Source organism: Roseococcus suduntuyensis (assembly GCF_014196305.1).
Taxonomy (GTDB): domain Bacteria; phylum Pseudomonadota; class Alphaproteobacteria; order Acetobacterales; family Acetobacteraceae; genus Roseococcus; species Roseococcus suduntuyensis.
Map to the genome: position 1 here is coordinate 186,058 of NZ_JACIDJ010000002.1, position 23,781 is coordinate 209,838.

Sequence of the window (23,781 nt, forward strand, 5' to 3'; positions counted from 1 at the left end):
CACCGGGGCCGTGAATCAGCCGCGCAGCAAGGTTTCAGTACCCTTCGCGCAGCAGCGGGAAGGCACTGTGGACGTTCGGGAACACCACCGGCGGCGCGCCGATATGCACATGCTTGCGCGTCAATTCGCCGAAGCTGTTGACGCCGGTCAGACCCAGCGCCTTGGTGGTCTCGTCCTCCAGGATTTCCAGCACACGGGCCACGCCCGAGGCGCCCTCCGCCGCCAGCCCGTAGAGGTAGAGGCGCCCCAGCCCCACCCAGTCGGCACCCAGCGCCACGGCCTTCACCAGGTCGGTGCCGCGGCTGAAGCTGCCATCCACCATGATCTTGGCGCGGCCGGCCACGGCCTCCACCACCTCGGGCAGGATGTCGAGCGAGCCGCGCCCGCCATCCAGCTGCCGCCCGCCATGGTTCGAGACGTAGATCACGTCCACCCCATGCTCGCAGGCGATGGCCGCGTCCTCGCCGGTGCCGATGCCCTTCAGGATCAGCGGGATCCTGTGCTTCTCCTTGAAGCGCGCGACCTCGCGCCAGGACAGCGCCGCCTGGTGGTCCATGCCGGTGTTGGCCGCGCGCCAGGTCTTCACGAAGCGCTTGGCCATGTCGCGTTCGCGGCGGCTGTAATGGGCGGTGTCCACCGTCATGCAGAAGGCGTCGTAGCCGGCGGCGATGGCCCGCTTCGCGTGGTCGTCCACGAAGTCATCGCCGCCACGGACATAGAGCTGGAAGACGCGCGGGCCGCGCCCGGCGGCGGCCGTCTCCTCCATGCCGGGCTTGCTCACGCTGCTGAGCATGTAGGGCACACCGTAATCGCCGGCGCCCTTCGCCACGCTGGCGCCGCCGCCGGGTTCGAAGCTTTCCAGCGAGCCCACGGGGGCGAGGAAGACCGGCAGGCGAATCCGGTGGCCGAAGAAATCCACGCCCGTGTCCACCTTCGAAACATCGTTGAGCACGCGCGGCCGAAGCGCCACCGTGTCAATGGCCATGCGGTTGCGGGCCAGCGTGGTCTCCGTTTCGGTGCCGCCGATCAGGTAGTCCCAGATGTTCGCGTTAAGCTTCTGCTTCGCCGCCTTCACGAACTCATGCAGGACCAGATACCTGCCGCCATCCAATTCGTTGGAATTCAGCCTCTCGCTCATGGAGCACCTCCCGTTTCCAGGCGAGGCTAGAGCGGTTTTCACAGGAGTGAAAACCGCTCTGGCCGCATCACTGCGGGCAGATTCATGCAATGGCTGATTCCAGCCATGTGCGATCTGCTCTGGGCGGCGCACTATGTCCGAACAAGGTCAGGAGACATGCGATGCGGTGGAGTGAGCGGCGCGCGGCGGCGAGGGCTGTGCTGGAGGGGCATGACTGCGTCCACCCCGCCTCGGTGCATGAGCCGGTGGCGGCGCGGATCGCCGAGGATCTGGGCTATGAACTCGGCATGTTCGCCGGCAGCACGGGCAGCCTCGCCGTGCTGGGCGCGCCCGACATCATCCTGCTGACGCTGACCGAATTCGCGGAACAGGCGCGGCGCATCAACCGCGCGGCCAACCGCCTGCCGCTGGTGGTGGATGCGGACCATGGCTACGGCAACGCGCTGAACGTGATGCGCACGGTGGAGGAGCTGGAAGTGGCGGGGGTCGCCGCGCTCTCCATCGAGGACACCGCCCTGCCCCGCCCCTTCGGTACGGAGAAGCCCGTGCTGATTCCCCTCGACGAGGGTGTGGCCAAGATGCGCGCGGCGGTGGCGGCGCGTGATGATGCCTCGCTCGTCATCTTCGCGCGGACGGGGGCCGTTTCCATCACAGGGCTGGAAGATGCGCTGGCGCGGGTGCGCGCCTACAACCACACGGGCACGGATGGCATCTTCCTCACGGGTGTGACCAAGCGCGCGGAGCTGGACGCGCTGGCGGCCGAGGCGAAGCTGCCGCTGGTTCTGGGCACGCTGTCGGACGAGATCAGCGACCGAAACTACCTGGCCAGCCGCGGCGTGCGGATCGCATTGCAGGGGCATCTGCCCTTCCAGGCGGCGATCCAGGCCATCCACGCCACGCTGAAGGCGCTGCGCGAAGGGACACCGCCCGCGCAGGTGGGCGGCACGGCGCCCAAGACACTGCGCGAGGCAGCGATGCGCGAGGCGGACTACGCCGAGAAGGCGCGGCGCTTCCTCGGCTGATGCCCGGCGCGTGAGCCGGCCGCGCGGCTACACCTTGTGGATGGCCCGCCAGATCACCTCCGGCGTGGCGGGCATGTCCAGGTGGTTCACCCCCACGGGCCGCAGCGCCTCCACCAGCGCGTTCATCACGGCCGGCAGGCTGCCGGCGCAGCCCGCCTCGCCGCAGCCCTTGGCGCCCAGCGGGTTGGTGGTGCAGGGCACCTCGCGCGAGGAAAGCTGGAAGGCCGGCAGGTCATCGGCGCGCGGCAGTCCGTAATCCATGAAGCTGGCCGAGAGAAGCTGGCCTTCCTCGCTATAGGCCACGCGCTCATGCAGCGCCTGGCCGATGCCCTGGACGATGCCGCCATGCGCCTGGCCCGCCACCAGCAGCGGGTTCACGATCACGCCGAAGTCGTTCACCGCCACATAGTTTAGGAAGGTGACGTGGCCGGTGTCGGGGTCCACCTCCAGCTCGCAGACATGGCAGCCGTTCGGGTAGGCCTGGGGCGCCTGGTCGAAGACATGCGTCACGTCCAGGCTGGACGGCACCTCGCTGGGCAGGCTGTGGCTTTCGCGCAGCTTTTCGGCCAGTTCCATGATGCCGATGGCGCGGTCGGTGCCGGCCACCACGAAGCGGCCCCATTCGAACTCGATATCGGCCGGCGCCGTTTCCAGCACATGCGCGGCGGCGACGCGCCCCTTCTCCACGACCAGCGCCGAGGCCTCGACGATGGCGGCGCCCGAGGCCATCAGCGACTTGGACCCGCCCGTGCCGCCGCCCGCCACCAACTCGTCGCTGTCGCCCTGCTTGAGACGGATGGCCTCAAAGGGCACGCCCAGCTTCTGGTGCAGCACCTGGGCGAAGGCCGACCAATGGCCCTGCCCATAGTCCAGCGTGCCGGTGATGATGGTGACGGTGCCATCCTTCTCGAAGCGGATGCCGCCCTGCTCCTTCATGGGTGGCGCCGTGCATTCAAGGAAATTGCCCACGCCGATGCCACGCAGCTTGCCGCGCGCCTTGGATTCGGCGCGACGGGTCTCGAAATTGGCGTGGTCGGCGGCGCGCAGCGCGTCCTCCAGGATCGCGGAGAACTCGCCCCCGTCATAGACGCTGCCGGTGGGCGCGGCGTAGGGGAACTGGTCGGGACGGATGTGGTTCAGGCGGCGGATCGCGACGGCGTCCTTGCCCATCTCGCGCGCGGCCTCCTCGATCAGCCGTTCCATGAAGTAGTTGCCCTCGGGCCGCCCCGCGCCGCGATAGGCCGAGACGGGGGTGGTGTTGGTCAGCAGGCTCTTCGTCCGCACCTCGATCAGCGGCATGGTGTAGTTGGACTGCACGTTCTTCACGAAGTTGCCCGTGCCCATCAGCGGGGCCACGGTCGAGAGATAGGCGCCCATATTCGCGTAGCTGGTCAGCCGCACGGCCAGGAACCTGCCCTCCGCGTCCAGCGCCAGCTCCGCCACCACCTCGTGGTCGCGGCCATGCTGGTCGGACTGGAAGGCGCCGCTGCGGTCATCGGTCCACTTCACCGGCCGGCCCAGCTGCTTCGCGGCGTGCAGCAGCGGCAGGTATTCAGGATAGGCATTGGCCTTCATACCGAAGCTGCCGCCCACATTGCCCGTCAGCACGCGCACCTTCTCGCGCGGCAGCTTCAGGATGTCATCGGCCAACTGGTTGCGCAGTCCGAAGACGCCCTGGCAGCCCACATGCAGGATGAAGCGGCCCTCATTGGCATCATATTCGCCGATGGCGCTGCGCGGCTCCATCGCCGCCACCACGATGCGGCTGTTGCGGATGGAGAGCTTCTGCACATGCGCGGCGGCGGCGAAGGCCTCGGCCACCTTGGCGGCATCGCCGAAGGCGAAGTCCAATACGCTGTTGCCGGGGATGTCGTCGTAGAGCAGGGGCGCATCCGGCGCGGCGGCGGCCGAGGCCTCCGTCACCGCCGGCAGCATGTCCACGTCCAGCATGATCAGCTCGGAGGCATCGCGCGCCTGGGCCCGGGTCTCGGCCACCACCACCGCGATGGGGTCGCCCACGAAGCGCAGCCGGTCGGAGGCCAGCGCGGGCCGGTGGGTGGTCCGCAAGGGCGAGCCATCGGCATTCTTCAGCGGCATGGCGCAGGTCATGGCGCCGTAGTCCGCAAGGTCTTCGGCCGTGATCACGGCCTGCACGCCCGGCGCCTCGCGCGCGGCACTCACATCCAGCGAAAGCACCTTGGCATGCGCATAGGGGCTGCGGAACACCCAGGCGTAAAGCTGGCCCGGCAGCGCCACGTCATCGGTGTAGCGCCCCTGCCCTTGAAGCAGCTTCGGGTCTTCCTGCCGCGGCACGGGCTGGCCGATGCCGAATTTCAGGCGCGTCGGGTCGAAGGGCAGGTTGGTGTCCGGCATCGCTGTCATCCATGCAAGGGTCACACAGATGGTAGGCACCACGGGGGCTTCCGCAAGGCCGCCCGTCGCGCCACGCTCAACACCATGGTTCCGCCGCCCCTTCCCGCATGACGCCCACCCTCAACGGCATGATCCTGGCGGCGGGGGCGGGCTTCACCTTCGCCCTGCTGAACCTGAACCTTCGCGTGCTGGCGAGCGAGCTTCCCCCCTTCCAGGTGCAGTTCCTGCGCTACGGCGCGGGGCTGGTGGTGATGATCCCCTGGATCATCCAGGCGGGCCTCGCCGCCTATGTGCCGCGGGCCATGGCGGGGCAGCTCTGGCGAGGGGTGGCGCATACGGCGGCGCTGTTCTTCTGGTTCTCGGCCCTGCCGCACATCCCCTTCGCGACGCTGACCGCCATCGGCTTCACCGGGCCCATCTTCATCATGCTGGGCGCGGTGTTGTTCCTGAAGGAGCGCATGTTCTGGCAGCGCTGGGCGGCCGCCCTGCTGGGCTTCCTGGGGGTGCTGGTGGTGGTCGCACCCAGCTTCACCGGCACGGGCGGGCACCATGCCCTGCTGATGCTGGCCTCCGCACCCCTGTTTGCCGCGTCCTTCCTCATCGCCAAGGCGCTGACGCGGCATGACACGCCCCAGGTGATCGTCGCCTGGCAGTCGCTGACGGTGGCCGTGTTCACGTTGCCCGTGGCGCTGTGGCTCTGGGAATGGCCGAGCCTCGCGCAATGGGGCATCGTGCTGCTCTGCGGCGCCCTGGGCAGCCTGGGCCACTGGATGCTGACCATGGCCTATCGCATCGCCGACATCTCCGCCGCGCAGCCGGTGAAGTTCCTGGACCTGATCTGGGCCGCATGCCTCGGCTACCTGGCCTTCTCGGAAATTCCGACCACGACCACGCTGGCCGGTGCCGCCGTGATCTTCCTCTCCACCAGCTGGATCGCGCGCGTCGAGGCGCGGCGCGGACGGAGTACCCCCGCATGACGCCCGACATCATCGAACTCGACCGCGCCGCGATCCGCCACGAAACCCCCTGCGGCGATGGCCATGTGGTCTGGCGCAGCTGGGGCGAGGGCACGCCGCTGGTGCTGCTGCATGGCGGCTCGGGCAGCTGGCGGCATTGGGCGCGCAATGTGGGGCCGCTCTCGCGCCACTACCGCGTGCTGGCGGCCGACATCCCGGGACTGGGCGAGAGCGCCATGCCCCCCGGCGAGGCCACGCCGCAATCGGCCGCGCTGCCGCTGCGCGATGGGCTGGCGCAGTTGCTGGGGCCCGAGCGGCGCTACCACCTGACGGGCTTTTCCTTCGGCGCCAATGTCAGCGGGCAGCTGGCGGCGCTGGAGGGGGAGCATATCCGCACGCTGACGCTGGTGGGGGCGGCCTCGCTCGGCCTCGCGCGCCCGCCGCTGGAATTGCTGAAGGTGCGGGACAAGCAGGGCGTGGCGCGGGTCGAGGCCAACCGCGAGAACCTGAAGCGCCTCATGTTCCATGACCCGGCGAAGATCGACGCCACCGCGCTCGCCATCCAGGACTGGCACACCAACCACGCCCGCCTCCGCAGCCGGGGCTTCGCCTCGGGCACATCCCTGAAGGATGCGCTGGAGCGGGTGAGCGCGCCGCTCAACGGCATCTGGGGCGAGTTCGACGCGGTGGCTTACCCGAACGTGGCCGCCAGGCTGGACGTGATCCGCGCGCGGGACCCCTCCATGCTCGAGGCCGTCATCCCCGCCGCCGGCCATTGGGTGGCCTATGAGGCGGCGGAAGAATTCAACGCCGCACTTCTTTCGATTCTGGCGCGACGTGAAGGAAGAACAGCGCAATGAAGGCCATCACCGACAGGGCGATGGTCAGCCACAGCGCATGGGCGCCATAGCCCTCGACCACGAAGCCGAACAGCGCCGGCGCCAGCGCCCCCATGAAGCGGGCCGGCGCCACCACCAGCCCCTGCCGCGCGCCATAGCCGGCCGCCCCGAAGATCGCGAGCGGCAATGTGCCGCGCACGATGGTCTGGATGCCGTTCCCCGCCCCGTGCAGCAGCACGAAGGGCGCGGCCAGCGGCCCGCCGAAGATCAGCAGCAGCACGGCGCCCAGCGGATGCGTGGTCAGCGCGATCCGCGCCGAGAGCAGCGGGTGCGCCCGCCGCAGCAGCGTGAATTCGAAAACCCGCGCGGCCACCTGGGCCGGCCCCATCAGCGCGCCGGCGGCGATGGCGGCGGCGGGCGTGGCACCCGCCGCCACCAGCAGCCCCGGCAGATGCGCGGCCAGCGCTGACGCGGAAAACCCGCCCGAGACGAAGATGAAGGCCATCAGCCAAGCCGCGCGGCGGGTGCGGCGCGCCGTCTCGGCGTCGGGGGGGGGCGCGGGCTGCGCCTCGGGCGCGCGCACCGTGCCACGCGGCAGCAGCGCGTTGAGCGGCAGGGCCAGCAGCAGCATGACCAGCGCCCATCCCGCGCAGGCGCCGCGCCAGCCGAATTCCGCCTGCATCCAGGCCGTGACGGGCCAGCCCACCGTGCTCGCGAAGCCCGCGATCAGGGTGATGCCCGTGATGGCCCCCCGCGCATCGCGCCCATAGATACGCGCCAACGCGGCGAAGCCCGCATCATAGAGGCCCATCGCCATGCCGATGCCCAGCACGGCGAAGCCCAGGAACATCAGCACCGGCCCCTGCGCCATGGCCAGCACCCCAAGCCCCGTGGCGAGCACCAGGTTGGCAGCCATCAGCACCGCGCGCCCGCCATGCTGGTCAATGGCCCGGCCCACGCGCGGCCCCAGGAAGGCCGTCAGCAGCAGGGCGCAGGAGAAGGCGACAAAGATGGTGGAGGCGTTCACCCCCAGCTCATCCGCCATCCGCCCCGCCAGGATGGCCGGGATGTAGTAGCTGCCGGCCCAGGCGAGCGTCTGGGTGGTGCCCAGGATGGCGATGACGAAAGCCTTGCTCATGGCGCGGCAGGGTAGGCGATGGCGACCACCTCGATCTCCTCGGGGCCAGCGGGGGTGCGGAGCTTGACGACATCGCCCACCGTCTTGCCCAACAGGGCACGCGCCACGGGCGAAACCCAGGAGATTCGGCCCTGCGTCGCATCCGCCTCCTCCATGCCCACGATGGTGACCGTCACCTCGCTGTCGTCCATCCGGGCATAGGTGACGGTGGCGCCGAAGAAGATCTTGTCGCGCCGTGTCTGTTTCGCGGCATCCACCACCTCGGCGCGCTCCAGCCGACGGCGGAGGAAGCGCACGCGGCTGTCGATCTGGCGCAGGCGGCGCTTGCCATACTGGTAGTCGGCGTTCTCGCTGCGGTCGCCCAGGCCCGCGGCCCAGGAGACGACCTCGACCACCTTGGGGCGTTCCCCATGCCACAGCTCATGCAGTTCGCGCGTCAGCGCCGCGTGGCCCGCGGGCGTCATGTAAAAGGGGGTGCCGGGGGGAAGGCCGGGCGGGCCTTCCTCGTCTTCGTCCTCGTCAGCCAAGGGAGGACCCGAGGGAAGACCCAAGGGAAGACAGTGCCTCGGCCACGGCGGCGCGGCCGGCCTCGCTCAGCGGGGCCTGGGGCGGCAGCGGGTCACCCACCGCGAAGCCCTGGATTTGCAACGCACCCTTGATGCAGGCGGCCAGGGCGTATTGGGCGAACAGCTCGTTGAAGCGCCAGAGGCGGCGTTGCAGCGGCAAGGCCTCGGCCCAGTTGCCGGCGCGGCAGAGTTCGTAGAGGCGCACGCTCTCGCGCGGGATCACGCAGGCCGGGCCCGCCATCCAGCCCACGCCGCCGATCAGCATCACCGCGGCCGGGATGTGGGCCGAGGCGCTGAACACGTCCATCCGCCCTTCCACCGCATTCATGATGGAGAGCAGCCGGCCCGTGTTCGTGCTGGCATCCTTGATGGCCACGATGCGCGGATGGTGGGAGAGCTTCGTGATGGCCGGCAGCGAGAGGTCGCTGCGCTGGAAATTCGGGTTGGTATAGAGAACGAGGGGCAGCCCGGTGGCGTCGGCCAGCGCGGTGAAATAGCTGACCACGCCCGCTTCCGGGATGGGGAAATAGGCCTCCATCACGCCCAGGATACCGTCCGCGCCCAGCCTTTCGTAGTCGCGCGCCTGGGCCACCGCATCGGCCGTGGTGGTGGCCGCAACCCCTGCCACCACCGGCACCCGGCCGCGCGCCTGCTCCACCACGATGCGGACGATCTCGTGCCGCTGGGCGTGACCGAGATAGGCAAACTCGCCTGTGGAGCCGAGCGGCGTCAGCCCATGCACGCCGGCACCGATCAGGTGCTCGACCAGTTCGCGCAGCGGGGCCTCCATCACCGCGCCATCGGCGCCGATGGGCGAGACCAGATAGGGGAAGACCCCGGCAAAGCGGCTCATGCGAGGTACATGCCCCCGTTGATGTGATAGACCTGCCCGGTGATGAAGCCCGCCTTCGGGCTGGCCAGGAAGACCGCCAGCTCCGCGATCTCCTCCGGGCGGCCGATGCGGCCCACAGGGAAGGTGGCGCTGCGCTCCGCGATCTCGGCCTCCGTCATGCCGAAGCGCGGCTGGGCGGTGTCGGTGAGCCCCGGCGCGATGGCGTTCACGCGGATGGCGGGCGCCAGCGCCAGCGCCGTGGCCCGCGTCAGCCCCACAACGCCGTTCTTGCTGGCGGTGTAATGCACTCCGCGCGGATCACCCCGCACGGCCGAGGAGGAGAGGTTCACCACCGCCCCCGGCCGCCCCGCCAGCGCGCGGGCGAAGGCCTGGGTCAGGAACGCCCCGGCCTTCAGGTTGATGCCCAGCACGGCATCCCACTCATCCTCTTCCAACCGAAGAAAATCGCAGCGCGGGAAGATGCCGGCATTGTTCACCAGGATGTCCGGCACACCCAGCGCCTCCACGGCCGCCGCATGCAGCGCCCGCACCTCCGGCACGGTCGCCACGCTGCCCTGGAGCAGCGCGCAGCGCCGCCCCATGGCACGGATTTCGGCGGCGAGGTCCAGCGGCTCGGCATCGAGCCAGTTCACCGCCACATCGGCCCCCGCCGCGGCCAGCGCGCGGGCGATGGCAGCGCCGATGCCCTGCTGCGCGCCCGTCACGAGGGCGATGCGCCCGGCCAGCTCGCTCATTCGGCGGCGAGCTTCAGCGCGGTGGGATCGCGCCGCGCGAGGCGCGCCAGCTGGTAGTCCACCTCCGCCCGCGTGGCGTCGGAGAGCTTCGGCCCCGGCGCGCGCACGGTCGGGTGCGCGATGATGCCACGCCGCGCCAGGATGTATTTCCGCACGGCAAGGCCGAGGCCGGGCTGCAACTCGGTGCGGATCAGCGGCAGGTGCGCCTCGAAGGCGTCCATGGCCTCGTCGCGCTTGCCGTCCAGCAGCAGGTTGCGCACCCGCACCAGCATCTCGGGGAAGGCGTAGCCGGTCATCATGCCATCGGCGCCGCGCAGGGTTTCCTCGGGCAGGTATTGGCCGCCATTGCCGCCATAGATGGCGATGCGGGGCATCTCGCCCGCCTTCATCATGGAAACCAGCGCGCTGATCTTGTCGAGGCCCGGCCAATCCTCGGCCTTGAGCATGACGAGGCGCGGGTCCGCCTTCGCCAGGGTGGCGATCATCTTGGCCGTCATCAGCACATTGGTGAGCTGCGGGAAATCCTGCAGGCACCAGGGCGCGGGGGCGACGGCTTCGGAGGCGCCCTGCATCCAGGAGATGATGGCCTCATCGCCGCGCAGGCCCATGGGGGGCGCGATCATCACGCCGGCCGCCCCCGCGTCCATGGAGCCCCGCGCCAGCGCGCGCATGGGCGCGTAGCCCGGCGCCGAGACGCCCACGATCACCGGCAAGCCCGCCGCATGCTTCAGCACGATGCGCACCAGCCGCAGCGATTCCTCCGCATCCAGCTTGGGCGCCTCGCCCATGATGCCCAGGATGGTGAGGCCCGTGGCGCCGGCGGCCACATAGGCCTCGGTCATGCTGGCGGCGCTGCGTTCGTCCAGCGTGCCATCCGGCAGGAAGGGGGTGGGGCAAATGACGCAGACGCCTTGGGCCTGGGCGGTGAGCATGGGACTTCTCCTGTTCTGTGCGCGAACCTAAACCCGTCCGTCTCCCCTGCGAAGGATGTCCCATGCCCCTGCCTGGCGGAATGCCCCCGACAAGCCGTGATCTTGTCGGCCATGCGAACCACTCCCCCGACCCGAAATGGCCGGGCGGCGCGCGGCTTGCCCTCTCCTTCGTGGTGAATGTGGAGGAAGGGGCGGAGCTCAGCCTCGCCAGCGGCGATGCGCGCAATGAAAGCGTGCACGAAATCCGCGAGGAGGTGGTGGGCGTGCCCGACCCCTGCATGGAGACCCACTACGCCTACGGCGCGCGGGCGGGGCTCTGGCGAATCCTGGATGCCTTCGACCGGCATGGGGTGAAGGCGACCTTCTCCTCCTGCGGCCGCGCCGTGGCCGCGAACCCGCATCTGGCCGCCGCCCCGCACGCGGCCGGGCATGAGATCAGCGCCCATGGCTGGCGCTGGGAAAGCCACGCCAACATGGACGAAGCGACCGAGCGCGAGGTCATCGCCGCCACCGTCGGCGCCATCCGCGACGCGACCGGGGAACGGCCGGTGGGCTGGCACACGCGCTCGGCCTCCTCCCCCAACACGCGGCGGCTGCTGCGCGAGGAGGGGGGCTTCCTCTACGACAGCGACGCCTATGACGACGACCTGCCGCGCCTTCACGCGCCCGGCCACGTCATCCTGCCCTATGCCTTCGACACCAATGACATGCGCTTCTCGCCCGGCGGCGGCTTCGTCCAGGCCGAGGACTTTTCCCGGTACTGCATCGGCGCCGTGGACTGGCTGCTGGCCGAGGGCGCGCGGGCGCCCAAGATGCTCTCCATCGGCCTGCATCTGCGCATCATCGGCCGGCCCGGGCGCATGGCGGGGCTGGAGGCGGTGCTGGCCCATGTGGCGCGCACCCCCGGCATCTGGGTGGCGCGGCGGCGGGACATCGCGGCGCATTGGCTGGCCCGCGCGAACAACGGGTAACGGTTTCTGCCGCGGAAAAACCATGAAGGGCGGCGAGGCTTGCCACCATGCCCGACGCCCTGCCCCTGGACCCCCCGCGCCCGGCGCTGTCCGTGGTGGTGCCCTGCTACAATGAGCAGGAGGTGCTGCCCGAATTCCACCGCCGCCTCGGCGCCGTGCTGTCCGCCCAGGACCTGCCCTGGGAGGTGGTCTATGTGAATGACGGCTCGCGCGATGCCACGCTCGGGCTGATGCTGGACCTGGCCGCGACCGACCCGCGCGTGGCCGTGGTCAACCTCTCGCGCAATTTCGGCAAGGAGATCGCGCTGACCGCGGGGCTCGACCACGCGCGCGGCAACGAGGGCGTGGTCGTGATCGACGCCGACCTCCAGGACCCGCCCGAGGTCATCCCGGAACTTCTGGCCGCCTGGCGCCGCGGCTTCGACGTGGCCTATGCCCAGCGCAGCGCCCGCCATGGCGAGGGCTGGCTGAAGCGGGCCACCGCCGCCGGCTTCTACCGCCTGATGCAGCGGGTCGGCGGCCGCGTGGCCCTGCCCCCCGACACCGGCGATTTCCGCTTCATGTCCCGCCGCGCGCTGGACGCGCTGCTGCAGTTGCGGGAGCAGCACCGCTTCATGAAGGGCCTCTTCGCCTGGGTGGGTTTCCCCGCCGTGGCTGTGCCCTACGCCCGCGCGCCTCGCGCGGCGGGCACCACCAAATGGAACTGGTGGAAGCTGTGGAACCTCTCGCTGGAAGGCATCACCAGCTTCACCCTCGGGCCGCTCAAGCTTGCCTCCTATGTGGGGCTGGCGGTGGCGGTGCTGGCGGGGCTCTACATCGTGCAGCTCCTGGTCCGCACGCTGGTCTTCGGCAACGAGGTGGCGGGCTATCCAAGCCTGATGGCCGTGGTGCTGTTCATGGGCGGCGTGCAGATGATGATGCTGGGCATCATCGGCGAATATCTCGGCCGCATCTTCAACGAGACGAAACGCCGGCCCCTCTACATCGTGGAGCGCCATCTGCGCTCCGGCATGGTGCCGACGGAGCGCCCCCTCGCGGGACAGCAGGCGGGCTGAGACGGCGCGCCGCAATTGTGGCGGCGCTGCCTTGATTGCGTCCCGATGTCGCGCTTGCAATTTCAGATTTTCGCCGGGCGCAACGCCGTGCCGCATGGTTGACCTTCACCTGGGACAGATCAGCCATGCCGCACGCGGCTCAGCGTCCCGCCAGTGCCTCCTCGAAGCACGCCTGCGAAACCTTTCCAATCAGTGAATTCGGGGACGCCGCTGCTGTGAAATATCAATCCGCAATGGACTGATCCGGAAGCCTCTCGGGCTTCTTTGGCGCCCTGGGCATGGATTTCGAACGCGCCACAATATTGCCTTGGGCGGGTCCAAAAGCCGCCTGCGATCAACCGGATAACGGCAGCGTGGTCAGGAAGGGACGGTCCCTTCCACCGCCACGGCAACCCTGACGGGCCACCCCCGGCCCAGTTACGGAAGGTTCGATATGCCCGGCCTGGACGCATTCTCGTCCCTGCAACGCGACCCCTCCTCGCGCGAGAGCGTGATGGGCGCCGGCTATTCTGCACCCTCCATGGTGCTGGCCCCCCCGCATGCCGCCTGGCGCAGCGGGGCGCGCCCCTTTCTCAAGCGCACGCTCGACGTCCTGGGCGCGGGGACGCTGCTGCTGCTGCTCGCCCCCCTCATGCTCGTGCTGGCTTGGCTGGTGCGCGGCGATGGCGGACCCGCCTTCTATGCCCACCGCCGCGTGGGCCGGGGTGGCGAGGGTTTTGGCTGCCTCAAGTTCCGCTCCATGGTGGTGGACAGCCAGGCGCGGCTCGACGCCCTGCTGGCCAGCGACCCCGAGGCGCGGGCCGAATGGGACGCCACCCGAAAGCTGCGCCAGGACCCGCGCGTGACGGCCGTCGGCCGCTTCCTCCGCGCCACCTCGCTCGACGAGCTGCCCCAGCTCCTCAACGTGCTGCGCGGCGAGATGAGCCTGGTGGGCCCCCGCCCCGTCATCCAGTCGGAGCTGGACCAGTTCTACGGCGCGGCCGCCGCGCACTACATCAGCGTGCGCCCCGGTATCACGGGCCTGTGGCAGGTCTCTGGCCGGTCGGACACCAGCTACGCGCAGCGCGTGGCGCTGGACGTGGCCTATGTGGCCAGCCCCTCGCTGTGGAATGACATCCGCATCCTGTTGCGGACCCCGCTCGCCGTGCTGTCGCGCCGCGGCGCCTGCTGAGCTAAGCTTCACCCCCGCCACCTCCGGGTTCCAGTGTGATGAGTGACACCGCGCGCGACCGCGCCGGGGCGGGCCGGCTTTTGTCCGGCATGGTCTGGAACGGGCTGGGCCGCGGCCTTCCCCTTCTGCTGGCCCTGGTGCTCACGCCCGTGCTGGTGGGCCAGATGGGGCTGGAACGCTGGGGCCTGTTTACCCTGGCCCTCGCGCTGGTCGGCGTCTTCGGCATCTTCGACCTGGGCGTGGGCCCGGCCCTGACCCGGGCGCTCTCCGAACGCATGACGGCCGACAGCCCCCATGAAGAGGCCGAGACGGGCCGGCTGGTCGGCACCGCCATGGCGGCGCTGGCGGGCTTCGCGGCCCTTGGGGCCGCCGCCCTCTGGGCCGCCCTGCCATGGCTGATGGGCTCCGCGCTGAACGTGCCCGAATCCCTGCAGGCCGAGGCGCTGGCCGCCTTCCGCATTCTGGCAGTGGCCGCGCCCCTCGTGGTGGTGAATGCGGCGCTCTGGGGCGTGCTGGCGGCGCACCAGCGCTTCCGGGCGGCCAACCTCGTCACCATTCCCGTGGCGGCGATGTATTACCTGGGGCCGGTGCTGGTGCTGATGGTGTGGCAGAGCCTCGTCGGCGTGATGCTGGCGCTGGTGGCCTGCCGCTTGGCCAACACGCTTTCCTATGCGTGGCTGTGCCGGGGGCTGCTGCCGCGCCTCTCCCTCGGCTCGCCCTTGCTGGTGCTGCCGCTGCTGCGGATCGGCGGCTGGATGACCGCCTCCTCCATGATGAACCAGGCGCTGATCTATGCCGACCGCTTCCTGGTGGGCGCGGTGCTGACGCTGGCGGCGGTGGCCTATTACGCGACGCCGCTCGACCTTGTCCTGCGCATGTGGATCATCCCCGTGGCGGTGGCGCAGGCATTGTTGCCGGCCATGGCCTCTGCCTTCCGGCTGCTGCCTGAGGCCACGGCCGGCCTGCTGCGGCGCGGCGCGCTGATGATCATGCTGCTGACCCTGCCGCCCTGCCTGATCCTGGCCGGCTTCGCCGAAACGGCCCTGCGGCTCTGGCTCGGCGCGGGCTTCGCGGCGGAGAGTGCCATGGTGCTGCGTATCCTGGCGGGCGGCATCTTCTTCTCCTGCCTCGCCTACGCCCCCGGGGCGCTGCTGGACGCGATCGGAAGACCGGACGTGACAGCCAAGTTCATGCTGGCGCAGATCGTGGTCTTCCTGCCGCTCTCCGCCGCGCTGCTGCTGGCCTTCGGCATCCAGGGCGCGGCGCTGGCCTGGGCGCTGCGGGCCGCGGCCGATGCGGGGGGCAAGCTGTTCTTCGCGGCCCGGCTCTACCCGGCCGCCGCCAAGGCACCCCGCGCGCTGCTGCCGGCCCTGGTGGCGGCCGCGGTCGCGCTGGCCGCCACCGCGCTGACGCCCGAGGGGCCGTGGTCCGCCCTGGTGGCGGGGTTGGGCTTCGCCGTTGCACTGGCGCTGGCCGTCGCGCGCCTGCCGGCCGAGGAGCGCCGCGCCCTCGCCCCCCTTCTGCGCCGTCCCTGGGCGGTGCGACAGGTGCTCCGCCCATGATCACGCTGAACGGACGTTTCCTCACCCAAGGCCTGACCGGCGTGCAGCGCTATGCGCGCGAGATCACGGCCGCCCTCGATGCCCTGGCCGCGCGTGGCGAAGCCCCGCCGATGACGCTGCTGGCCCCGCCCGGGGCGAGTGGGCTGGAGGCCTTCCGGCATCTGGCGCCCCGCACCGCCGGCAGCCGCGGCGGACAAGCCTGGGAACAATGGGCCCTGCCCCGTGCCGCCGAAGGCCTGCTGCTGAACCTGGGCAACACCGGCCCCCTGCTGGCCGGGCGGCGCCAGGCGGTGGTGATCCATGACGCCGGCGTCTTCGACACGCCCGAGAGCTATGGGTGGAAGTTCCGCCTCTGGTATCGCGTCATGCAGCGCGGGCTGGCGCGGCGCGGGGCGCGTATCCTCAGCGTGTCGGAATTCTCGGCAGGGCGGATCGCGGCGGCGCTGGACATTCCGCGCGCGGACATCGGCGTCACGCTGGAGGGAGGCGAACATATCCTCCGCGAGGCCGCGGACACCGGCGTGCTGACCCGGCATGGGCTGGAACCGGGCCGCTACGCGCTCGTCATCGGCACGGGGGCCGCGCACAAGAACCTCGGCATCGTGCGCCGCGCCATGGCGGCACAGGGCCTCGTTCTGGCCGTGGCCGGCGCCAAGGACGCCGCCGTCTTCCGCACCGGCGAGGCCGATGCCGGCGGCGAGGTGCGCGCTCTGGGCCGTGTCTCCGATGCCGAATTGCGCGCGCTGTATGAGAACGCGCTGACCCTGCTCTTCCCCTCGCGCTACGAGGGCTTCGGCCTGCCGCCGCTGGAGGCCATGTGGTGCGGCTGCCCCGTCATCGCCGCCCGCGCGGGCGCGGTGCCGGAGGTCTGCGGCGAGGCGGCCCTCTGGTTCGACCCCGACACGCCGGACGCTTTGGGTGAAGCCATCGCCACCCTCGCCACCGACGCCACGCGGCGCCAGTCCTTCATCGCCGCCGGCCGCGCGCGTGCCGCGGATTTTTCCTGGGAAGCGGCCGCACGTCGGCTGCTGGGGTTCGTCACCACATGAAGACCGCCATCATCCACGAATGGCTGGACAACTACGCCGGCAGCGAGCGCGTGCTGGAGCAGATGATCGCCTGCTACCCCGAGGCCGACCTCTTCGCCCTGGTGGATTTCCTGCCCGAGGGCGAACGCGGCTTCCTGCAAGGCAAGACCCCGCGCACCAGCTTTCTTCAGCGCATGCCGCTCGCACGGAAGCGCTTCCGCAACTACCTCCAACTCATGCCCCTCGCCGTCGAGCAGTTCGACCTGCGCGGCTATGACCTGGTGCTGTCCTCCTCCCACGCGGTCGCCAAGGGCGTGATCACGGGGCCGGGCACCACCCATGTCAGCTATGTGCACTCGCCCATGCGCTATGCCTGGGACTTGCAGGGGCAATACCTGGAGCAATCGGGCCTGACGCGCGGGGTGAAGTCCGTCTACACGCGCTGGCTGCTGCACCGGATGCGGATGTGGGACCAGGCGAGCGCGGCACGCCCGGACCTGATCCTCGCCAATTCCAGCTACATCCGGCAGCGCATCGCGAAGGTCTGGCGGCGGGAGGCGCAGGTCCTGCATCCGCCGGTGGACATCGAGGGCTTTCCGCTGGCCACCGGCCCCCGCCCGCATTTCGTCGTGGCCGGGCGGCAGGTGGCCTACAAGCGCATCGAACTGGTGGCGGAGGCCTTCCGCGCCATGCCGGAATTTCAGCTCGTCATCGCGGGTGATGGGCCATCGGCGCCGCTGGTGCGCGCCGCGGCGGCGGGTGCGCCCAACATCGCCATCCGCGGCCGCGTGCCCCAGGCGGAGCTGATCTCCCTGCTGCAATCCGCCAGCGCCTTCGTCTTCCCCGCCGAGGAGGATTTCGGCATCGGCATGGTCGAGGCCCAGGCCTGCGGCGCGCCGCTGATCGTCTTCGGCCGTGGCGGCGCGCGCGACATCGTGACCGAGGCCACCGGCCGCACCTTCGCGGAGCAAACGGCGGAAAGCCTCATCGCCGCCATCCGCGCCTTCGTGGCCGAGGAGGCCCGCTTCACGCCCCAGGCCTGCCGCGCCAATGCCGAGCGCTTCGGCATCCCGCAATTCCGCGCGGGGCTGCGCGCGGCCGTGGCGGGGGCGCTGGCATGATCTCGCTGGTGGTGGCCACGCTGGGGCGGGTGGAGGAGATCGGCGCGCTGTTCGACAGCCTGGCCGTGCAGGAGGTCACCTTCGAGGTGATCCTGGTGGACCAGAACCAGGATGCGCGGTTGGGTCCGCTGGTGGCCGAATGGGCGTCGCGACTGCCGCTGCGCCACCTTCGTGCCCCCCGTCCGCACGCCAATGCGGGGCGCAACCTCGGGCTGCGCCATGCGCGGGGCGACCTCGTGGTCTTCCCCGATGATGACTGCCTGATGCCGCCCGGCACCCTGGCCCGCGTGCGAGCCGCTTTCGACATGGACCCGGCGTTGGCCGCCCTGACCGGGCCGGCGGGGGCGCCGGAGGGTAGGCTCGGCTCCGGCCGCTGGAATGACAGGGCGGGGCCCATCACGCTCGCCAATGTCTGGACCAGCGTGATCGAGTTCAACCTCTGGCTCCGGCGCGACGCCGCCCTTCGCCTGGGCGGCTTCGACGAATCCATGGGTCCCGGCGCCCGCTTCGGCAGCGCGGAGGGCAATGACCTGGTCTGCCGCGCCCTGGCCGCGGGCATGGAGGCCCGCTACGATCTCGATCTGCGCGTGATCCATCCCGACAAGCGCCTGTCGCCCGAGGCGGTGGCGCGGGCACAGCGCTACGGCCTCGGCCTTGGCTTCGCGCTGCGGCGCCATCCGGTGCCGCTGCCGGTGCGGGCCGCCTTCCTCTACCGGCCGCTGGGCGGTGCGCTGGTGTCGCTGGCGCGCGGGCGCCTTCTGCACGCGCGCTACTACATGGCGAGCCTGCTCGGCCGCGCCCAGGGCATGCTGGCCCGGCCCCTGCCCTGGCCTGCCTCGCTGGAGCCCGCGCCCATGGAACCCACACCGTGAAGATCGCGATCGGTATCGCGACGCGCGGCCGCCCTGCCATCCTGGGCGAGGTGCTGGCCGAACTGGACCATCAGACCCGCGCGCCCGACCGCGTGCTGGTCTGCCACGTCACCCCCGAGGATGTGGGGGATCTGCCCACCCGCTTCCCCGGCGTGGAGTTCCTGGCGCAGAACCCCGGCGGCCTGCCGCGCCAGCGCAACCGCATCCTGGATGCGGTGCCGGATTGCGACCTGCTGCTCTATCTCGACGATGACTTCCTGCCCGCGCCCGAATGGCTCGCGGTGCTGGAGGGGGTGATGGCGGCGAATCCGGGCTGCGCGGTCGCGACCGGCACCGTCATCGCCGATGGCGCCAAGGGGCCGGGCCTCACCGTGGCGGAGGGCCGGGCCATCCTGGCGGCCGACACGCCGCCCGATGATGCCCTCGCCGTGCAGCCGCATTTCAACGGCTATGGCTGCAACATGGCGGTGCGGCTCGCCCCCATGCGCGAACACGGGCTGCGCTTCGACGAACGCCTGCCGCTTTATGCCTGGTATGAGGACATCGACCTCACGCGCCGGCTGCTGCCGCATGGGACCATCCTGCGCCTGTCTGGCGCCAGGGGGGTGCATCTGGGCGCCAAATCGGGGCGCGTGCCCGGGGTGCGGCTGGGGTACAGCCAGGTGGTGAACCCCATCTATTTGGCGCGGAAGGGCAGCTTTCCCTGGAACCACGCCATCCCCTCGGCGGCGCGGCATTGCCTGATCAACCTGCTCCGCAGCGCGCGGCCGGAGCCCGAGGTGGACCGCTGGGGCCGCTTCCGCGGGAACATGCGCGGCGTATGGGACCTGCTGCGCGGCCGCGCCGCGCCGGAGCGTATCCTGGAACTATAGCTGGCGCAGGATGGCGAGGACGGAGACGACCATCCCCTCCATCGCCACCGCCGCCAGGATCAGCCCCATGACGCGCGAGAGGATGCTGATGCCCGCCCGCCGCAGGAACTGCACCAGCGGCGTGGCGAAGCGCATCACCAGATAGACCAGCGCCAGGACCAGGATCAGCGCCAGCGCGGTGCTGCCCTGCTCGGCCCAGTGGAAGCGGTCCTTGTCGGTCAGCACCACCACGGTCAGCATCGTGCCCGGCCCGGCGATGGAGGGCATGGCCAGCGGAAACACCGCGCGCTCGGTCGGCGAGACATCGGGCTGGGTGGGCGGCGGTGTCTGCACCGTGTCGAAGATCATGGACAGGGCAAAGAGCAGCAGCACCAGCGAACCCGCCAGCCGGAAGGTGTTCAGCCCCACGCCCAGCGCCTGCAACAGCACCTGCCCCGCCACCAGGAAGAAGATCAGGATGCCGAAGGAGATCAGCACGGCATGGAAGGCCACGCGGTTTCGCACCGCGCGCTCCAGCCCCACCGTCGTGGCCAGGAAGATCGGCAGCTTGCCCAGCGGGTTCAGCACGACGAGCAGGGTGATGAAGTCCGTGAGGAAGTTGGTCGTCATCAGCAGCCTGGGGCGAATTGCATAGCGGGGCACATTTCACCAGTAGAACACAAAACGAGCCGATTCGTTGGCAGCCCAGGCCTCTCAAATCACAGGCTGTGGATGAAGCTGCGGGTCGAGGCCAGCATGCCCTCCACCGCCAGCGCGGCCAGGATCAGCCCCATGACGCGCGAGAGGATGCTGATGCCGGCGCGGCGCAGCACCTGCACCAGCAGCGTCGCGAAGCGCATCACGATGAAGCAGATCGCCAGTGCCAGGACCAGGGCCATGGCGGTGTCCACCTGGTGAACCCAGTCGAAGCGGTCATTGTCGGTCAGCACCACGATCGTCAGCATGGTCCCCGGGCCCGCGAGGGCGGGCATGGCGATGGGGAAGATCGCGCGTTCCAGGGGTGTCGTGTCGGTGGCACCCGGTGGCGGCGGGTGCGCGTTGTCGAAGATCATGGACAGGGCGAAGAGCAGCAGCACCAGGGAGCCCGCCATGCGGAAGGCCGTCAGCCCCACCCCCAGGCCCTGCAACAGGAACTGCCCCGCCACCAGGAAGAACATCAGCACGCCGAAGGAGATGACGATGGCCCACATCGCCACGCGGTTGCGCGTCTTGCTGTCCAGCGCCGCGGTCTGGGCGAGGAAGATGGGCAGTTTCGCCACCGGGTTCAGCACGACCAGCAGCGTGACGAAATCGCTGAAGAAGTCGGTGACGAAGGGATGGAACATCAGTCCGGCCTCATGCTGACGCGGAAGCCAGCATGGACGCTCGGCTGCCCGCCGTCACCTGGAGTTGTTCAGGGCGCCGGAAACAACGCGCTGGTGCGCCCCAGCAGCCAATAGGCCAGCAGGCCCACATATTCGCGCGCGGCCCATTCGGCCTGGCCCAGGCGGAAGGAAAAGGGCGGGTCGAACCAGCCCGCCCCACCCGGACGGGTGGAATAATTCACGGGCCAGGCGGTGATGTCCCACCCCGCCCGGCGGAAGGTGCCCATGGAGCGCGGCATGTGGCTGGCCGAGGTGACCAGCAGCCAGGTCTCGCCCGGGGTGGGGTTCACCTGGGCGTGGGTGAGTTCGGCATTTTCCCAGGTGTTGCGCGAACGGCCCTCGAAGATCACGCGCTCCCCCTCCAGGCCGAGCGAGGCGAAGAGGGCGCGCGCCACATCGGCCTCGCTCATCTGCCCGGGGGCGAGGGCGGCCGAGCCGCCGGTGAAGACGATGCGCGCCTCGGGCCGCAGCCGGGCGAGCGCCACGGCCTCGGTCATGCGTTCGGCCGCGCCATTGAGTGCGGGAATACCGCGCGCCTCGGTCAGCGCCTGTTCCACCGCGCCGCCCAGGATGACCACGCCATCCACCCGCGTGGGCAATTCGGGGCGGGGGAAACGGTTTTCCAGCGGCAGGGTGATCCAGGCGGCGAGCGGCGTCAGCAACACCGCGACATACCAGCCAAGGCCCAGCAGGGCCGGCCAACGCCCGAAGCGCCGCCGGGCGATGAGCAACCCGACCCCCAGGCAGACCAGGAACAGGGCGAAGGTGTTGGGCCGCGCGAAGAGCCAGAACAGCTTCGAGACGGTGAAGAGGAAGTCTTCCATCAATCGCCCTCCCGCAGGCGATGGATCATGACCGGGCCTTGCGGGTTGCTGAAGGGGGCCATGGGCTCATACTCCGCATCGAGCGAGGCCGCGATCAAGGCCCGCGCCTCCGGGCGCACGCCATACCAGTGCTGGATGTCCTGCACGATGAAGCGCGGGCGGGAGGCCAGCACGCGGGCCAGCTCGGCGTCCATGTTCACCCCCACCAGATCCCCGAAAGGCCCGGTCAGGTGGGCCGGGAAGGGAAAGCGCGTGGGCAGGGGCGAACCCGTCAGGAAATAGATCACCGGCTGGGAGTTGGCGACGAAGACCACGTCGCCGGGGCGCATCTCGGCGCGGATGGCGTCCGCGATCCGCGTGGGGGCATCGGGCTGGCCCAGGTGGAAGCCCGGCATGATCCGCTTCCTCAGGTCCACGAGGAAGGGGTTCAGCACCATGGCCACCACCACGCCGCCCGCCAGCCATTGCCCCCGCACCGGCGCCGCATAGGCCGCGGCGCCGAAGATGCCGACCGCCGAGAGCAGCACGAGCGGCGGCAGCAGGATCAGGAAGTAGTGGTCGAAGTAGTGGCCCGGCACCGCCACCGCCAGCACCGCGACCGCGAGCCAGGCGAGGCCGAACAAGGTCAGGTGCCGCAGCACGGGGGAGAGGTGGCGCAGCAGCAGCAGGGCCGGGATGGGCAGCACGAAGAGCCAATGCATCTCCAGCAGGATCAGGCTGACGCGGTGGCGCACCACCTCGGCCGGTGCGCCTTCGGACGCATACTGGAAGGGCGCGAGGATGGAACTTTCCAGCCAGTCGGCGAATTCGCCGCGCAGGGCATAGGCGCCCGCCACCAGCAGCGTGGGCAGCAGGCAGAGGACGAGATAGGCGCCCGCCATGGCGAAGAGCCGCCCCCAGCGCCGCGCCTGGAGGGTGGGCCAGGCCAGCAGCGCGAAGGCGAGGCAGCCCTCGGGCGTCACCACCGGCTTGATGGTGAGTGCAAGGCCGATCAGCACCCCCATCCCCAGCAGCCGCGGCCATTCCGGCCCCCGCCACAAGGCCAGCGCGAGAGCGGCCACGACCATGGGCGCGAAGAGGATCTCGGTGTTGGTGGTCAGCCCGCCCACCAGCACGCTGTGGCCCGCATAGAGAAGGGCCGCCCCCAGCCCGAGCGCGCGCGGCCCGCCGGCCGCGCGCACCAGGGCGATCAGCGCGTAGCAGGTGGCCATGACGCAGATGGCGCCCAGTAGGCGGACGGTGGTGATGCTCTCGCCCAGGATCGTGAAGGCGAACAGGATCATGGCCGGCGCGCCCACCGGGTGCATGTCCCACACGCCCGAAAGCGGCCAGACGCCCCGCGCCCATTCCCGCGCCTGCAGGAGATACAGGCTCTCGTCCCAGTCCATCACGGAGGGCAGGAAGGAGAACCAGCGCAGCCCCAGCACCAGCGGCGGGATGGCCAGCAGCGCCAGGACCCATGCGAGGCGGCGGCTCATCGCTTGATCCCCAACTGGACTTCGCGCCGCCAGATGTAGAGGCCCGAACCCACCAGGATCAGGATGCCAACCGCGTCCCAGCCATCGGGCGCCTCGGCCCAGATGACGGCGCCGAGCAGGGTGGTCCAGACGATGCCGGAATATTCGAAGGGGGCGACCAGGGTGGGTTCGCCCTTGCGGTAGGCCTCGGTCATCAGCAGCTGCGCGAAGGCGGACGCGATGCCGATGCCCAGCAGGAACGCCCATTGGGTCGCGCTGGGCCAGACCCAGACCGGAATGCTGGCGGCCAGCGCCAGGATGGAACAGCCAATGGCGAACCACAGCACGATGGCCACACCCGGCTCCCCCTTCTCACCCAACCGGCGGATGCTGATCATGGCCATGGCCCAGGCGAAGGCGCCGAACAGCACGACCAGGCTGGGCCAGAGGTCGGCGGCGTCGGTGTCGCCGGGGCTGACCATGAACAGAACGCCCAGGAACCCCACCAGCACGGCAAGGCCCCGCCGCCAGCCCACGCGCTCACCCAGCAGTGGCACGGCCAGCAGCGTGAGAAACAAAGGCATGGTGAAGCCCAGCGCCGTGACATTGGCGAGCGGCAAGGTGGTGTAGCCATAGAAGGCGGTGATCATGCCGAGCAGCCCCCAGAAGACACGCGCGGCATGGCCGAAGGGGTGGCGCGTGCGGAGCACCTTCCACCCGCCCGCCGCCGGCAACATGGGCAGCAACACCGGCAGGGCGAAAAGGCTGCGGAAGAGCACGAGTTGCGCCAGCGGAATGGTGCCGCCCAGCGTCTTCACGAAGGCCGCCGCCACGGCGAAGAGCAGCGCCGCGGCCAGGATGGCCATGATGGCGCGGCGGCGCGCGGCGCGGAGCGCGAGGGAGGGATCGGGCGTCATGGCTTTCGGGTGTGAA

At 70.2% G+C, this 23,781-nt stretch carries 23 protein-coding genes; 11 read left to right on the forward strand and 12 right to left on the reverse strand.

The window, feature by feature from the left end; translation table 11 throughout:
- Window positions 1-34 precede the first annotated feature (34 nt).
- A complete protein-coding gene (locus GGQ83_RS07330) occupies window positions 35-1,138 on the reverse strand; it encodes an alpha-hydroxy acid oxidase (RefSeq protein ID WP_184383134.1) in 1,104 nt (367 codons plus the stop codon).
- Between the two features lie 161 nt (window positions 1,139-1,299).
- On the opposite strand from GGQ83_RS07330, the gene GGQ83_RS07335 reads away from it, so the two are divergent.
- On the forward strand, window positions 1,300-2,160 hold the full coding sequence (locus GGQ83_RS07335) for an isocitrate lyase/PEP mutase family protein (protein WP_184383135.1): 861 nt from the start codon (window positions 1,300-1,302) through the stop codon (window positions 2,158-2,160).
- A gap of 27 nt (window positions 2,161-2,187) precedes the next feature.
- On the opposite strand, the gene GGQ83_RS07340 is transcribed toward GGQ83_RS07335, so the two are convergent.
- Window positions 2,188-4,533, reverse strand: a complete 2,346-nt coding sequence (locus GGQ83_RS07340) for a xanthine dehydrogenase family protein molybdopterin-binding subunit (RefSeq protein WP_184383136.1) — start codon at window positions 4,531-4,533, stop codon at window positions 2,188-2,190.
- 107 nt (window positions 4,534-4,640) lie between these two features.
- Here GGQ83_RS07340 and GGQ83_RS07345 point away from each other — a divergent pair, with 107 nt between their 5' ends.
- Window positions 4,641-5,510, forward strand: a complete 870-nt coding sequence (locus GGQ83_RS07345; RefSeq protein ID WP_207017985.1) for a DMT family transporter — start codon at window positions 4,641-4,643, stop codon at window positions 5,508-5,510.
- A complete protein-coding gene (locus tag GGQ83_RS07350) occupies window positions 5,507-6,349 on the forward strand; it encodes an alpha/beta fold hydrolase (RefSeq protein WP_184383137.1) in 843 nt (280 codons plus the stop codon). The genes GGQ83_RS07345 and GGQ83_RS07350 overlap by 4 nt, the downstream gene beginning before the upstream one ends.
- Here GGQ83_RS07350 and GGQ83_RS07355 read toward each other — a convergent pair.
- From GGQ83_RS07355 to GGQ83_RS07375, 5 genes are read right to left on the reverse strand one after another with little or no spacing between them, the layout of a single operon-like run.
- On the reverse strand, window positions 6,294-7,466 hold the full coding sequence (locus GGQ83_RS07355; RefSeq protein ID WP_184383138.1) for an MFS transporter: 1,173 nt from the start codon (window positions 7,464-7,466) through the stop codon (window positions 6,294-6,296). The two genes, GGQ83_RS07350 and GGQ83_RS07355, sit on opposite strands and share 56 nt — an antisense overlap.
- A complete protein-coding gene (greB, locus tag GGQ83_RS07360; protein ID WP_207017983.1) occupies window positions 7,463-7,930 on the reverse strand; it encodes a transcription elongation factor GreB in 468 nt (155 codons plus the stop codon). The genes GGQ83_RS07355 and greB overlap by 4 nt, the downstream gene beginning before the upstream one ends.
- 55 nt (window positions 7,931-7,985) lie before the next feature.
- Window positions 7,986-8,885 carry a dihydrodipicolinate synthase family protein gene (locus tag GGQ83_RS07365; RefSeq protein ID WP_184383140.1) on the reverse strand — a complete coding sequence of 300 codons (900 nt, stop codon included), beginning with the start codon at window positions 8,883-8,885 and terminating at the stop codon, window positions 7,986-7,988.
- A complete protein-coding gene (locus GGQ83_RS07370) occupies window positions 8,882-9,619 on the reverse strand; it encodes an SDR family NAD(P)-dependent oxidoreductase (protein WP_184383141.1) in 738 nt (245 codons plus the stop codon). Before GGQ83_RS07370 ends, GGQ83_RS07365 begins: the two co-directional genes overlap by 4 nt.
- Entirely contained in the window at window positions 9,616-10,551 is a 936-nt protein-coding gene (locus GGQ83_RS07375; RefSeq protein ID WP_184383142.1) for a dihydrodipicolinate synthase family protein, read from the reverse strand. Before GGQ83_RS07375 ends, GGQ83_RS07370 begins: the two co-directional genes overlap by 4 nt.
- 80 nt (window positions 10,552-10,631) lie before the next feature.
- Here GGQ83_RS07375 and GGQ83_RS07380 point away from each other — a divergent pair, with 80 nt between their 5' ends.
- The 8 genes from GGQ83_RS07380 to GGQ83_RS07415 all read left to right on the forward strand — a co-directional run bounded on the left by GGQ83_RS07380 (window position 10,632) and on the right by GGQ83_RS07415 (window position 19,203).
- Complete coding sequence (locus tag GGQ83_RS07380) at window positions 10,632-11,522, forward strand: polysaccharide deacetylase family protein (RefSeq protein WP_184383143.1); 891 nt, start codon at window positions 10,632-10,634, stop codon at window positions 11,520-11,522.
- A gap of 47 nt (window positions 11,523-11,569) precedes the next feature.
- The gene (locus GGQ83_RS07385; protein ID WP_184383144.1) at window positions 11,570-12,577 is read left to right on the forward strand and encodes a glycosyltransferase family 2 protein; all 1,008 of its coding nucleotides are present in this window, start codon (window positions 11,570-11,572) and stop codon (window positions 12,575-12,577) included.
- Between the two features lie 433 nt (window positions 12,578-13,010).
- Window positions 13,011-13,748: a sugar transferase gene (locus GGQ83_RS07390; RefSeq protein ID WP_184383145.1), complete on the forward strand. Its 738-nt coding sequence runs from the start codon at window positions 13,011-13,013 to the stop codon at window positions 13,746-13,748.
- A 38-nt stretch (window positions 13,749-13,786) separates the two neighbouring features.
- Window positions 13,787-15,310 carry a flippase gene (locus GGQ83_RS07395; RefSeq protein ID WP_184383146.1) on the forward strand — a complete coding sequence of 508 codons (1,524 nt, stop codon included), beginning with the start codon at window positions 13,787-13,789 and terminating at the stop codon, window positions 15,308-15,310.
- Window positions 15,307-16,359, forward strand: a complete 1,053-nt coding sequence (locus GGQ83_RS07400) for a glycosyltransferase family 4 protein (RefSeq protein WP_184383147.1) — start codon at window positions 15,307-15,309, stop codon at window positions 16,357-16,359. Before GGQ83_RS07395 ends, GGQ83_RS07400 begins: the two co-directional genes overlap by 4 nt.
- Window positions 16,356-17,459, forward strand: a complete 1,104-nt coding sequence (locus GGQ83_RS07405; RefSeq protein ID WP_184383148.1) for a glycosyltransferase — start codon at window positions 16,356-16,358, stop codon at window positions 17,457-17,459. Before GGQ83_RS07400 ends, GGQ83_RS07405 begins: the two co-directional genes overlap by 4 nt.
- Window positions 17,456-18,331: a glycosyltransferase family 2 protein gene (locus tag GGQ83_RS07410; protein ID WP_184383149.1), complete on the forward strand. Its 876-nt coding sequence runs from the start codon at window positions 17,456-17,458 to the stop codon at window positions 18,329-18,331. Before GGQ83_RS07405 ends, GGQ83_RS07410 begins: the two co-directional genes overlap by 4 nt.
- Complete coding sequence (locus GGQ83_RS07415) at window positions 18,328-19,203, forward strand: glycosyltransferase family 2 protein (RefSeq protein ID WP_184383150.1); 876 nt, start codon at window positions 18,328-18,330, stop codon at window positions 19,201-19,203. Before GGQ83_RS07410 ends, GGQ83_RS07415 begins: the two co-directional genes overlap by 4 nt.
- Here the strand turns inward: GGQ83_RS07415 and GGQ83_RS07420 are convergent.
- From GGQ83_RS07420 to GGQ83_RS07440, 5 genes are all read right to left on the reverse strand, one after another.
- Window positions 19,198-19,812, reverse strand: coding sequence for a MarC family protein (locus GGQ83_RS07420; RefSeq protein WP_184383151.1), 615 nt, complete (start codon window positions 19,810-19,812; stop codon window positions 19,198-19,200). The genes GGQ83_RS07415 and GGQ83_RS07420 overlap by 6 nt on opposite strands.
- An 89-nt stretch (window positions 19,813-19,901) precedes the next feature.
- A complete protein-coding gene (locus GGQ83_RS07425) occupies window positions 19,902-20,528 on the reverse strand; it encodes a MarC family protein (protein WP_184383152.1) in 627 nt (208 codons plus the stop codon).
- A gap of 68 nt (window positions 20,529-20,596) precedes the next feature.
- Window positions 20,597-21,391 carry a YdcF family protein gene (locus tag GGQ83_RS07430; protein WP_184383153.1) on the reverse strand — a complete coding sequence of 265 codons (795 nt, stop codon included), beginning with the start codon at window positions 21,389-21,391 and terminating at the stop codon, window positions 20,597-20,599.
- On the reverse strand, window positions 21,391-22,869 hold the full coding sequence (locus GGQ83_RS07435) for an ArnT family glycosyltransferase (RefSeq protein ID WP_184383154.1): 1,479 nt from the start codon (window positions 22,867-22,869) through the stop codon (window positions 21,391-21,393). The genes GGQ83_RS07430 and GGQ83_RS07435 overlap by 1 nt, the downstream gene beginning before the upstream one ends.
- Complete coding sequence (locus GGQ83_RS07440; protein WP_184383155.1) at window positions 22,866-23,765, reverse strand: DMT family transporter; 900 nt, start codon at window positions 23,763-23,765, stop codon at window positions 22,866-22,868. Before GGQ83_RS07440 ends, GGQ83_RS07435 begins: the two co-directional genes overlap by 4 nt.
- Window positions 23,766-23,781: the final 16 nt, after the last annotated feature.